Raw genomic sequence first — 12,665 nt, 5'->3', positions numbered from 1 at the left:
TAATGCTAAGCAGATACTCGCGTTTTACACTTGCGTAGAATAAGCGCGTAAAAAAGTGCGTAAAGAGAGCGCCGTATAAATAGTATTCAATTATTACATGAGTAAAAAGTCATAGGTAGGATTAAACGCTTGTTTTTCACACAAATATCAATGGAGATCATGAGCCTAATGTGAATGAACGTTGCTATTTGTACATCAATGGTAACAATTTAACACGACATTATTAGTTCTCAACTGCAATATTAAATAGCTGAGTGGCGATGACAAAACGCAGTCGACAGCAGCATTACTGCACCGATGAATGATGCTTAAAACAACAAGGCTTAAGATGATTATCAAATTAACAAAAATGTATAAACACAACAGAGGCACGTTGCTATTTATTGCTTTGATGTGCGTATTTAGAAGCGCTGTGGCCGATTGGAACGAAGTCCCCACGGGCTCGATGTTACCGACGATAGTCGAGGGTGACCGCATCCTCGTTAACAAATTAGCTTATGACTTGAGTACGCCCTTCGTACATCACTCTTTGTACAAGTTAGCTGACCCGATGCGTGGTGATATCATTGTGTTCGACTCTGCGGTATCAGAAAAAAGACTGGTCAAACGTGTGATAGGGGTGCCCGGAGATACCGTCGCATTAATTGATAACGTCCTGTTTATTAACGACAAGCAAATTGACTATGAAGATTCAGCCAACAAAGACGATTTTAGTGAGATCACGGAGGATCTGCTGGGCGTAAAACACCGTATTCTCGTGGCTAACAACGGTTCTGGGCTATCAAATTTCAGCGCGGTAGACATTCCCTCAAATTATTATTATTTGGCCATGGGCGACAATCGCGATAACAGTGCGGACTCGCGGGTGATTGGTCTAATACCACGCGATGAAATTATCGGCAGGGCAAAACAGGTCGTAATGTCACTGAACTATCACAACTACTACCTGCCAAGATCCCAGCGTTTCATGCATGATTTGTAGCAGTGACAAAGTGTGATGTTAGCAAAGCGCTTTTAACCTTATTAGAACCAATGCTGGCCGTTAAACGTAGCTTTTTTCAATCTTTGAAAACCACTGAAAGCTTTTTGCCACATGCTCATGCCAATATGACCATTGATGCGACCCTGGATACTCGTGGCACATGTGATCGATGCCAAAGGTAAGAAATTGGCGATTTAACCACCGGTTCGATTCAAGCAGTGTGTCATCAGTGCCGCAGTCGAAACGAATAGGGGGCAGAACAGTGGCACTTTTTTCGGCCCAATATAATATGTTTGTTTCTTTGGCATCGGCGCAATCATAAAAGGACAAAGGGGTATCGACAAATTGCGCCATGTCCTCAATGCGGGTTATAGATGAATGAGCAGATATGGCACTAAATTGCTCAGGATATTTTACCCCTAAGCGCAAAGCGCCGTAACCGCCCATGGATAAGCCACTAATATACCAGCGGCTTTTATCTGTTACATAGGGGGCCTTTATTTGCTTTACCGCCTGAACGACATCATCGATTATCCACTTGTCGTAATCACCCTTTTGTCCGAGGGGCAGATAAGCAGAGCCATCTTTTAACCCCCCATCCGATGGCATCACCAGTAAGAACTCCTGTAAACCTTGCTTTCGCAGGGCGTCATAAACCTGATGTATGCCCCCTAAATTCATCCATACCCAGTGGTTGCCATACACACCGTGCAAAAACAGAATGACTGGGATATCTCGCTTAGTTGAGTAAGCATTATAAAGGCTGATATCGTGGCGTCCATCTAAATGGCTAGAATGGACAGTCAGGAACTGTGTCTTTGACGGGCTATATTCAGGGGCTGATACTTCTAGTCGTTCAATGCTCACGGGGGTCTCCTGATTAATCAAATATGATAACGCCTTTAGCGATACGCCCATTGAGCATATCGTCAAAGCCATCAGCCACGTTTTCCAGTGAATAGGTTTTTGTCACGAGCTCATCGAGCTTGAGTTGACCATCTGAATATAAGTCCAATAATGTTGGAAAGTCCGTTTGTGGGTTACATTTACCGTATAAAGGGTTGATGTAAATTTTATCCCATTCGAATAACTCACAGTTAAAATCAATGCGCTGTTCAATACCGCTAACTTGTACCGCAGTGCCCGCATTTCGAATAAGCGCTAACGGAGCCGAGCCTAACGCGGGAATAGCTGTGCATTCAAACGCATAATCGGCTCCCCGTCCTTGGGTCAATTCTTTTACTAGTGCACTCATTTGGGCAAAATCCAGATCGTTTTGAATAGAGATAAGTCCGTGGGAGGCACCAAACGCTTTGGCTTGCTCGAGTCGTTGCTGATTGATGTCAATTGCGATGATCTTTCGCGCGCCAGATATACGCGCCGCTTGAATCACGTTCAAACCCACACCGCCACAGCCAATGACACACACCGTACTGCCTGCTTTAACGTGCGCTGCATTAACCACAGAGCCATAGCCTGTCATTACCCCGCAACCCACAATAGAGGCAGATGAAAAGGGGATATCATGGTCGAATTTAACGACCGCCGCTGCTTTGACAACTGTGTATTCACTTAACGTCCCCAAATGAAATGAACGCTCGATTGCTTTACCTGATTGCGTTGTAGCGCTGTCGTGTGCATGTCCGCAAAGGCCATTACCGCACACCGGCGAGTTATTTTCACAAATGTGTACATTTCCTTGCTGACAAGCAAAACAGTCCCCACAGGGGATTGACCAATTAAGTATCACCTTATCGCCTACGCTCAATCCGGTGACCTCTTCACCAACAGCGTCTACTACGCCCGCTCCTTCATGACCAACAACAAAGGTTTTATCCCAATTCTGAATTGAGTCCCAATCGGTGTGGCACAAACCAGAGGCCTGTATTTTGACTCGCACTTCACCTTTACCTGGTGCTGACACCTGCAAAGTGACCAGTTCATATTGGCCTCTACCATTTGACAAGATTGCTTTGGATTGGTGTACCACTGGTTGCATAAGGGGCTCTCTTAACGGTTTCTATTCTGTAAAAGTGTCAAAATTAGAGCATGGATCCGTAGGAATTTATGTCACATTCCGGTGACAAAGTATCACAAATGAGGGTAGACTGATTTACATTGCTAGTGATTGACTGTTAACAATGAGATTTCAATGAAGCAACAAAATGTCTATTGTGAGCCTTTGTGTATTGCCAAAGAATACTTGTTCGATATTCAAAAAGTGAGTTATCAAGACGAAGAGCCGTATTCGTGTTTGATGCACTTTCATGAGGTACATGAACTGATTATTTTTGAAGACATTCAGGGCAGCTACTTTTCAAGTCAAGGGGACTCTGCATTACAGAATAGCGACATAGTGCTAACACCCGCGTTAGAGGTACATAATTATGAGATAGGCCCTAAGGCTAAGTCTTGGTACCTGATTCAGTTCTTACCTGAGGTTCTTAATTTGCCGCAATTTCAATCCATCAAGCCTTTGTTTAACCGCGGCATGCATCTGAGAATGGACAGCAAGAATACCTTGATTGTACAGCAGCAAACTCGGTGGCTAGTGGAATGTTTCGAGCAGCAACCTCGTAGTGATAAGAGCCTTGCGTTACTGTCATTATTGCTTTTGTGGATTGCAGATCAGGCGCAAGCGGTGACTCAAAATAGCGAGCATACTCTAAAACAATCTCAAGGATTTTCGCGTTTGTTGCCGGTGATTAATCTATTTAAACACGATGAATATGTTAATTTATCGGTGGGAGAGGCTGCTGAAAAATGTCACTTATCGACTTCTCATTTTTCTCGTTTATTCAAAAGTGTCTTTCGCCACACTTACGACAATTATATTTTGCAACACAAGCTCTACCATGGGGCGCGAATGCTTGGTCAAAGCAATTACTCTGTCACTCAAATAAGTTATGAGATGGAATTTTCCAGCCCATCCCATTTCATCGCTCATTTTAAGAAGTACTACGGCGTAACGCCTTATCAGTACCGCAGCGATATAAACCGAAGAATGTTAATGGCAGAAACCGCCTAGAAGTCGTTATTCTCTAACCGGCCTTCGTATACGATTATGTGTACATCAATATGTTATTTTTCGGGCATATATGCTTATTTCTAGCTCATTACCCTTCAATCAAGGTCGAAATTTGATACTTTTGGTGAGTATCTAGGTATTTATCTTTCTTTTACGCTCTTAATATAGCCCTCAAGTTGTTAAACAGTTGTTACCGACATTAAGACTGCATGGGGCTAATAATGAAAAAATACCAATCTTCTGATCCGTTTAAAGACGCTCGCGTGACAAGTGGGTGTGCGCATATGAACGATCAAGATGATCCTGTGACCATGATTTTACGCCTCAAAGATGTGCGTAAGACAGCGCACAACTGGAAGACCTTTCAATCTGGTGCTACTCCAGGTCGCATCGTTATCCCCTCTGAAGTGAATATTCGCGACACGAGGCAAATACCTTTCGAAGTAGACCCGCCATTACACGGCTCTTTTCGCTCCTTGCTTGACCCTTGGTTTAAACGCCCCTTGGAGGAGCATTACCAAGAAACTTTGGCTCAGCAAGTGAATGCCTTGGTTGATGACGTATTAAAGGCCGAGAGCATTGACGTGGTTGAAGACTTTGCTCTATGCCTGCAATCGCGTGCGCTTACCTTATTACTTAATACCGATGTCGGTGAAGCTGATACCTGGATTAGCTGGGGTACGCATGTGTTTCGCAGTGAAGATGACCCACTAGATGGCGACAAAGCGGCCATCTTATATGATTACATTGATGAAAAAATAAAGGCCTCATCCCCCAATCCAGAAGGCGATTTGTACAGTGTATTGTTAGCCGCAGAGGTTGAAGGCAAAAAGCTAACACACGAAGAAATCAAAGGGATCATGATTTTAACGTTCGCTGGTGGCCGAGATACTGTCATTAATGCAGTGACCAACACCATTAGCTATTTTGCACAGCACCCTGAATCATTAGACAGATTACGCAAGGAGCCTGAAATTATTGGCCGTGCGATTGAGGAACTTATTCGTTATTTCACGCCGCTCACTCAGATGGGCCGAGTGGTCACGCAAGACACTCAAGTATGCGAACATGCGATTAAGGCTAATTCCCGTGTGTCCCTTTGCTGGGCATCGGCTAATCGTGACGAAAGTGTTTTTGAATCGCCGAATGACGTTATCTTAGATAGAAAGTTAAACCCACATGTGAGCTTTGGTTTCAGTCATCACAATTGTTTAGGGGCCACCCATGCTAGGCAAATTATGCGGGTATTGATTGAAACCTTGGTTGCTAAAGTGGGCTCAATCGACATTATCGATTTTGAAGAAAACATTGAAAATTTGGGCGAATTTGAACGTAAAGTTGGGTTTCGTCAATTGAACATAAACATTCACCCTCGATAAACTCCCACACTACTCATCAAGTGGGTAGTTCACTTTACCAGCGATCCGCGTGCTTGATTGTCGCGCGTGAAAGCGAAAAATAGAAAGGATGAGAAAATGGCAAAAATTACATTTATTACACAAAACAATATTCCTGTTGTGGTCGAAGGCGAGGCCGGTTCAGTGATGGCTCTAGCAGTAGAAAACAATATTGCGGGTATTGATGGGGACTGCGGAGGCGTGTGCTCTTGCGCAACCTGTCATGTGCATGTGGCACAGGAGCAGTTTGCTTTAGTGGGCGAAGCCAGTGAGATTGAAAAAGACATGCTAGAGCTTGACGATGACGCGAATGAATACAGCCGTCTGTGTTGTCAAATTGACATTACGCCAGCGCTAGATGGTTTGGTGCTGACCGTAGCCGGCTAGAGCGCAATAACCTACTTTGTACCCAAGCAACGTACCCATGAATATGAGTTGGCATAGAATACTAATGAGCATAAAAGGTGACTGAGTCATGACAAGCACAACGATTTCCAAACAAAGTTGCATCATAGTTGGTGCAAGTCATGGTGGCGTTAATCTAGCGTTTGCCTTGCGTAAAGAGGGTTACGAGGGGCGTATTGCCCTTATTGATGCAGACTGTAATCTTCCGTATCACAGGCCACCTCTGTCAAAAACTCATTTGATCGCAGATGAACCTGCAGGCCAATTGCTGAAACCTGAACAAGGTTATCAAAAAGCGGACATTAGCTTGGTGCTAGGGGTGAGGGTGGTGGAGGTTGAAAGTGAGCATAAACAGGTTTTGCTTGATGATGGTACGCGCCATCCGTATACCCAGTTGGTACTAGCCACTGGGGCAAGTCCTATCATTCCGCCCATCCCCGGGATTGACACTGCTAAGCACCTATACACTATACGTACAGCAGATGATGCACTTGCCATTGCCACCGCGTTTAAAACCAGTGAACAAAAACGTGTTGTTGTTATTGGCGGGGGCTATGTGGGGCTTGAAACTGCCGCTTCGTTGCGAAAATCTGGCGCGGTAGTGACGGTGCTTGAACGAGAGCCTAGGTTATTGGCAAGGGTGACTGCACCTATTATGTCTGACTACTTTTATGCCTTGCACCGCCAGCACGGCGTAGAGGTACATAACGGCAAAAATGTCAGTGAGATAAAAACAAACGCTACTGATAATCGCGTTGTGTGCAGTGATGGTAGCGAATACCCGGCGGATATCATCATTGTGGGAGTGGGTGTGCGAGTGAACACTGCCCTAGCGGAACGAGCCAATTTGGAGATCAACAACGGCATAGTGGTTAATGAAGCTAATCAAACCAGTGATCAAAGTATATTTGCTATCGGTGATTGTTGCGCCCAGTTTAACCCGCACTATCAACGATGGTTGCGACTTGAATCAGTGCAAAATGCGTTAGATCAAGGCAAAGTGGCCGCTGCTGCTATCTGTCATAACGCGTTTAAAACTCAGCCTGTACCTTGGTTTTGGTCGGATCAATATAATGTTAAATTGCAAATGGTGGGCTTATCACAAGGCTACGGTGATGTTGTCATGCGCAAAGAGTTAGATAAACCTGATAGTTTCTCAGTTTGGTATTTTAACGGGGATGAGTTGTTAGCCGTGGATGCCGTCAATAATGCGAAAGCTTATGTACTGGGTACCAAGTTTATTAACGCCATGGCACAGGTAGATAAAGATAAACTCGTGGATAATAGCGTGCCTTTGTCTGTGTCTATCATTAAAGAACTGGCCTAAAAAGGCGTTTTTACTGCGTGCTATGAATACACCAAATCTATATTCGCGCTCTGCAGCCGTGCGCAAAGAGCCCGAAATGCTAAGCAACCGTATCTCTAGGCAGTATTATTTCAACAAGCAATCCACCACCGTCAGGTGTTGAAATACGAAGTTCTCCGTGATGTTTGTTAATGGCCTTAAGCGCAATACTCAACCCTAATCCGAAACCATTGGTGTGCATTTTATTGCCTGCGCGATAAAAGGGTTGCAGTAATTTAGACATCTCACTTTCATCCACGCCTGGTCCATGATCACGGACACTGACGACGATACTGTTTTCTCTATTGTTCACGCTAATGTCTACTGGTTGCCCGTCAGATGAATATTTACAGGCATTACCAATGATATTGTCGAATGCTTGTAATAATGCTTCCGGGTAGCCATTCAGCTGTGCCTTGTTATCCGCTTTGAATGTCACTGGAATATCTGGATAGGTGACGGCCATGTTCTTAATCACTTGCTCACACAAAGCGTTAATATTACAAGGCTCCTGGGCTGGGTTACCCTGTTCAAGCTTAGAGTAATCGAGGATCTGTTGGATAAGCTGATCAATGCGCAAACAATCATTGTGTATTTGTTTAACGTGACGACTGTCTGGGCTTTTCTGCTCGATAAGTGCAGCGGATACTTGCAAACGGGCCAGCGGGGCACGCAATTCATGGGATACATCATGCAATAATTGTTGCTGGGCAGTGGCTGCCGCATGGGTTTTATTGATCATAAATTCGATATCTTGTGCTAAATCAGCCACCTCATCGCCTCGGGTGAGCAGCGCTCGCGGCAGTGGCGCAACTTCTTGCTTATTGGCATAGTGGCGACTAAATGAACCGAGATAATTTAATGGCCGCGTTATGCTCCAGCTGAGTAACGCACTGACCAATGCAGATGCAAAAAAGATAAAAACGAACTGCAACGATTGAAACCGATACATCAGTTGCGTGTATATCCTCGGCGCTTGTGGTTTTTTGCTGAAGACTTGATAGCTGCGCCCCGAAGGGCCAAACACCGAATGCGCGAGACGGTCTTCAGGTTTTACTTTGTTCAGGCGGTAATGGTAAATGCGCTGTTTAGTGTCATCCATTATCAGCATCGACATTAGATGGCCGCGGCGATTCTCTTTTTTATTGATCCAATTTTTTAATTTTACCGATCGGTTCGCTTGTGGGACCAACGTCTGTTCATAGCGCCACACGATCCGCTCCGCTTGGGTGAGTACGTCATTGCTGTAGCGTTTGGCATAGTCTTCTGAAGAATATTTACTGATGATCACAAAGCTGGTGGCAAACATCACCAACAAGCTGGATAGCCAAAACCAAATAAAAACGCGCCAGAACAAGCGTCTGAAGCCTAGCTTGTGATACATAGCCCCTAATAAAGTGCTAAATCTTACCATGATTAATCGTCGCTTTGGGCTGGTTGTTGCTCGGTTAACATTTGATAGCCCACCCCGCGAATTGACTTGATCACGTCGTTGATCCCCTCTGAGGATAGTTTTTGTCGAATTCGGCTAATGTGCACGTCCATGGCGCGATCATAAGCTTCAAGGGGGCGGTTTAATACTTCTTGGGTCATGTCTTGCTTAGTAATTGTTTGCCCTGCACGCTCCATTAATAAACTCAATGCATTAAATTCTGCGCTGGTTAAGGGCAGAATATTGTTATTTACAACCGCGGTACGTGTGCCAGTATCGAGCTCGATTCCATGTAATAGAGTATGCACAATCGCTTTGCCCGGTGCGCCGTTAGCAAGAGAATTTTCGGTGCGACGAATGATGGCCTTAATGCGTGCACTGAGTTCTCTTGGGTTACAGGGTTTGCCTAAATAGTCATCGGCGCCCATTTCAAGACCTACAATTCTGTCGATGTCGTCGCCACGTCCGGTTAGCATTAATATGGGAACCTGGCGTTTAGCGCGCACGTTACGCAATACGTCCAAGCCGGACATGCCTGGCATCATTATATCGAGCACTACTGTGTCAAATTCATCACTTTGCAATAAGCGCTCTGTGGCGGCATTGCCCGAATGCAGCGTTTCAACTTCAAATCCCTCTTCTTGCAAAAACTCGCTCAGCAAGGCACAAAGGGTTTCATCGTCGTCTACTAGTAAGATTTTGTATTTTTCATTTTTCATAGGGGGAGATTAACCGCTTTACTTTCAACTGGGTTCAACTTTACTGAACTTTACACTAGCTTAACCCTACTTATCGAACCTAATGTGCATACTGAGTCCTGTTGATTAGACAAACCTGTTACCCACGTCATTTATTTTAATGACCCAAACCAAGTAGGAATATTAAGATGAAAAAATTAATTACTGGCGTTTTATTAAGTGCATGTATTGCAACAACAGCTTTTGCGGGTGGAAAGCATTCTGACGGTCACAGAGGCCAAGGCTTCTTACCCATTCATAAAATGGTACGTGCGCTCGATTTAAGCGATGAGCAAAAAGATCAACTTAAAGCGTTGAAAGAAGAAATGAAAGCAGACCGCCCAGAGAAAGGCACTCAAACCTCGATCAAAACGCAATTAGCCGCGCTTGATGCCAGCGATGCCAATTATGAACAAGAACTCAATCAACTCGCGGATTTAAGTGCTGAACGAGCAAAAGCACGAGTGCTGAAAATGGCTGATATGCGTGTCAAAGTGCAGCAAATCTTAACAGCTGAGCAACTTGAAAAGTTTAACGAGATGACTGAAAAACGCGCCAAACGTGACGGGAAAAAGCGCCACGATAAGGCTTAAGCGAACTAAGTCGGCTTAACGTCCGGCACATTGTAAAAATGATACTGAGCATCTTTTAGAGATGCTCAGTTTTTTGTGACAGTGTGCGGTAACTAAAAGGTTAAGCATCATTGCTTGTGATAAGGCTCAGGTGCTGCGCAATTACTTACCTGTGGTCATTTTCTTTAAGGTTCGGTCATTTTTCACAAAGTGATGATAAAGCGCAGCGAGAACATGGCCTAAGATCAGTAACCACACTATCCAAGCGCCTAATAAGTCTTTGTGGATAAAATCCATCGGCTTTTCAAAGTCACTAAATGTCATACCCAAGCCATTTTCAACCAAAGGTTGATACAGCATCGTGCTTTCAAATTTAGGCAGCTCGAACATAAAAAAATAATTTATGTCGGAGCCCGTTCCTAAGTATCCCGTTATGGGCATGACGATAATCACAGCATACAAAGCATAGTGACCTAGGTGCGCTGCTAGGTGCGCTAATTTTGAGCCGGGCTCTTCCTTAGGCATTGGATTTGCTGAGCGCCAAAGTATGCGCAATACCACAACAACAGCGACTGTAACGCCAATTGATAAATGAATCTGTAAAGCATTGAAGCTCTCAGGTGTTCGGGGCTCTAAAAACCAACGTGAATAGTAGATACTCCCGTATGAGCCTATAAACAAGACGGCGGTGGACCAATGTAACCATTTCGCTATTGTTCCGTAATTTTGGGCTGTGTTTTTTATACTCAAGAGTCTCTCCATATTGTTGAAAGGGTATTAGATACTAATTTTCCGGTTTGTCGTCTGTAGCTGCCCAATTCTTCAACCAAATAAGACCATCAGATACATTGTCAAAGCTGCAAACGTTTTGCTTCGTCTTCGCTGGAATACGGACATCGTTAATTTTACGAATGGCACCGGAAGGAACCACCAAGGCTCTTGCTATTAGGTTTTGCTCGCTCAACCATCCATTATTTTTGTTGGTCTCTTCGTGTGCGTCTGGTGCGTTGCCTTATACAGTTGTGTCAATCAACATAATGGTAAATGACTTACCTTTGAGGTGGAAAATCATACGTTTCATGTCATTCGTAAGGGCTTTTGCGCCAGCCTGATAAAACTATCAGTAAGGGAAACCGTTACGATGTGCTCATCAACCACGATTGAATAATTCCCATTTGGTAGTTCCATACGGTTCATCTTTCTAATTCTCGGTCACTGTTTAACGTGCGTATATGTTGGTTATCTGCGTTTGAAATCAAGAGGTTTGTATACTATTAAATAGGTTGCATAGCACAAAGTATAAGTGTCGTAGGTGAAGAGAAATAATTGAGCATAACGCCACCTGTTATGTATCGGTGCGTTTTGTTTGTATCTTTAGCCAATGCATGGCGTCAGGCATATTTCTAAAGGATTTAATATTTTGCTGGGCTCTAGCAGGAATACGTGATTTCTCCATTTTTAACAATACGTCAATTTTGACCACCGTTGCTTTAGCAATCATATTTTGAGTATTTAGCCACACATTATACTCATCGATTTTTTTGTAGCCTTCTGGCGTTATCCCTTCTAAGGCGAAGTCGTTTAGCAATATGCAGAAAGGGGCCCCTTTGAACTTCTTAATTGTCCTTCTTATATCGTCGGTAAGTGCTTTGGCACCGTATTCATTAAAGCTACCTGCCAGTTCAATTACAATTATATTGTCCTCAACTGTTATTGAATGATGTCCGTGCTCAAGGCTCATGTGATCTCCTTCCTAATTGGATAATAATTACATTGAGGTATCAAATTTACACAGATGCAAGTTAAATCTAACCGAGGGTAATTTTGCATAAATTTACGCAACATGAAAGAAATAGCCGTACATGTTAGCTAAGACATTGCTAAGGCTATGTAAATTATTCATCCATCTATGTAAATAAATGCTTTTTCCTGTTGTTCACCGGGCTTAATAAATAGACGGCAAAGGAGACAGGTTGAGCTAACGCCCTTGAAATAGACAGCTTTAAGGGGCCAGTCAACATATATGCAGGATTGGTGTATTTTATGCTCCCAAATCTGTGTCAAACAAGTTTTACCGTATCTCGGCTACTCAATGCCTGCGGTAATTTCAGTCGCAAATTTTGGAGGACGTTATGAAGAAGTTTTTATTACCAGTATTAGTGGGATCAATCTCTTTGGCTCTTAGCTCAACAAGCTTTGCAGCGCATCATGAAGAAGGTAAAAAAGTGGTGATGAATAACCTGAGTACAGGTGAGAGCATCGGCAGCGTGATGGTGCAGGACTATGACGATGACGGTGTGGTTTTTACGCCTAACTTAAGCGGATTAACGCCAGGTATCCATGGGTTTCATATCCACCAAAACGGTGATTGTTCGTCCGCTATTAAAGATGGCAAAAATGTACTTGGTGGGGCGGCTGGGGGACATTTTGATCCTGAAGAAACAGACAAGCATAGTGTGCCGTGGTCTGAAAAAGGTCACGAAGGTGATTTGCCCACACTTTATGTAGATGAAAATGGTAAAGCCACTCAGCCAGTGTTCGCACCTGAATTAGAGTTAGAGGACATTGAAGGCCGAGCCATCATGATCCACGCGGGCGGTGATAACTATTCTGACTCTCCCAAAGCACTTGGTGGTGGCGGCGAGCGTGTCGCGTGTGGGGTTATCTCAGAGTAGCCCATAGAGTCTCAGCGTTATCTAAGAATGAACCGCAATGGCTAGATGCCTATAAAGCATTCATTTAATTAAATATGAAAGCGACTAATCAG

13 protein-coding genes are annotated in these 12,665 nt (G+C 44.0%); 7 read left to right on the top strand and 6 right to left on the bottom strand.

What is annotated here, in order from left to right; all coding sequences use genetic code 11:
- Positions 1 to 328: 328 nt before the first annotated feature.
- Positions 329 to 982: a signal peptidase I gene (gene lepB / locus GMES_RS01610; RefSeq protein ID WP_006990800.1), complete on the top strand. Its 654-nt coding sequence runs from the start codon at positions 329 to 331 to the stop codon at positions 980 to 982.
- Positions 983 to 1,042: 60 nt separating this feature from the next.
- On the opposite strand, the gene GMES_RS01605 is transcribed toward lepB, so the two are convergent.
- A complete protein-coding gene (locus GMES_RS01605; RefSeq protein ID WP_006990799.1) occupies positions 1,043 to 1,849 on the bottom strand; it encodes an alpha/beta hydrolase in 807 nt (268 codons plus the stop codon).
- Between the two features lie 13 nt (positions 1,850 to 1,862).
- On the bottom strand, positions 1,863 to 2,981 hold the full coding sequence (locus GMES_RS01600; RefSeq protein WP_006990798.1) for a Zn-dependent alcohol dehydrogenase: 1,119 nt from the start codon (positions 2,979 to 2,981) through the stop codon (positions 1,863 to 1,865).
- A 153-nt stretch (positions 2,982 to 3,134) separates the two neighbouring features.
- Here GMES_RS01600 and GMES_RS01595 point away from each other — a divergent pair, with 153 nt between their 5' ends.
- The 4 genes from GMES_RS01595 to GMES_RS01580 all read left to right on the top strand — a co-directional run bounded on the left by GMES_RS01595 (position 3,135) and on the right by GMES_RS01580 (position 7,139).
- Positions 3,135 to 4,010 carry an AraC family transcriptional regulator gene (locus GMES_RS01595; RefSeq protein ID WP_006990797.1) on the top strand — a complete coding sequence of 292 codons (876 nt, stop codon included), beginning with the start codon at positions 3,135 to 3,137 and terminating at the stop codon, positions 4,008 to 4,010.
- Between the two features lie 221 nt (positions 4,011 to 4,231).
- Positions 4,232 to 5,389: a cytochrome P450 gene (locus GMES_RS01590; protein ID WP_006990796.1), complete on the top strand. Its 1,158-nt coding sequence runs from the start codon at positions 4,232 to 4,234 to the stop codon at positions 5,387 to 5,389.
- A 96-nt stretch (positions 5,390 to 5,485) separates the two neighbouring features.
- Positions 5,486 to 5,794, top strand: coding sequence for a 2Fe-2S iron-sulfur cluster-binding protein (locus tag GMES_RS01585; protein ID WP_006990795.1), 309 nt, complete (start codon positions 5,486 to 5,488; stop codon positions 5,792 to 5,794).
- An 88-nt stretch (positions 5,795 to 5,882) separates the two neighbouring features.
- Positions 5,883 to 7,139 (top strand): NAD(P)/FAD-dependent oxidoreductase, encoded by a 1,257-nt coding sequence (locus GMES_RS01580; RefSeq protein WP_006990794.1) that lies wholly within the window; start codon positions 5,883 to 5,885, stop codon positions 7,137 to 7,139.
- A gap of 79 nt (positions 7,140 to 7,218) precedes the next feature.
- Here the strand turns inward: GMES_RS01580 and GMES_RS01575 are convergent, their stop codons facing one another.
- Positions 7,219 to 8,571 carry a sensor histidine kinase gene (locus tag GMES_RS01575; RefSeq protein WP_006990793.1) on the bottom strand — a complete coding sequence of 451 codons (1,353 nt, stop codon included), beginning with the start codon at positions 8,569 to 8,571 and terminating at the stop codon, positions 7,219 to 7,221.
- A gap of 2 nt (positions 8,572 to 8,573) precedes the next feature.
- Positions 8,574 to 9,308: a response regulator transcription factor gene (locus tag GMES_RS01570; RefSeq protein ID WP_006990792.1), complete on the bottom strand. Its 735-nt coding sequence runs from the start codon at positions 9,306 to 9,308 to the stop codon at positions 8,574 to 8,576.
- 167 nt (positions 9,309 to 9,475) lie between these two features.
- Here GMES_RS01570 and GMES_RS01565 point away from each other — a divergent pair, with 167 nt between their 5' ends.
- A complete protein-coding gene (locus GMES_RS01565) occupies positions 9,476 to 9,919 on the top strand; it encodes a Spy/CpxP family protein refolding chaperone (protein WP_006990791.1) in 444 nt (147 codons plus the stop codon).
- A 141-nt stretch (positions 9,920 to 10,060) separates the two neighbouring features.
- Here the strand turns inward: GMES_RS01565 and GMES_RS01560 are convergent, their stop codons facing one another.
- Both GMES_RS01560 and GMES_RS01555 read right to left on the bottom strand, forming a co-directional pair.
- Entirely contained in the window at positions 10,061 to 10,648 is a 588-nt protein-coding gene (locus GMES_RS01560) for a cytochrome b (protein ID WP_039986262.1), read from the bottom strand.
- Between the two features lie 595 nt (positions 10,649 to 11,243).
- Positions 11,244 to 11,639 (bottom strand): hypothetical protein, encoded by a 396-nt coding sequence (locus GMES_RS01555; protein ID WP_006990787.1) that lies wholly within the window; start codon positions 11,637 to 11,639, stop codon positions 11,244 to 11,246.
- A gap of 391 nt (positions 11,640 to 12,030) precedes the next feature.
- Between GMES_RS01555 and sodC the strand changes: the two genes are divergently transcribed.
- The gene (gene sodC / locus GMES_RS01550) at positions 12,031 to 12,573 is read left to right on the top strand and encodes a superoxide dismutase family protein (protein WP_006990786.1); all 543 of its coding nucleotides are present in this window, start codon (positions 12,031 to 12,033) and stop codon (positions 12,571 to 12,573) included.
- The last annotated feature ends 92 nt before the right edge of the window (positions 12,574 to 12,665 follow it).

This window comes from Paraglaciecola mesophila KMM 241 (genome assembly GCF_000315015.1).
GTDB classification, from domain to species: Bacteria; Pseudomonadota; Gammaproteobacteria; order Enterobacterales; family Alteromonadaceae; genus Paraglaciecola; species Paraglaciecola mesophila.
Note: the sequence above shows the minus strand (reverse complement) of the source record. Positions and strands in the feature narration are given on the sequence as shown.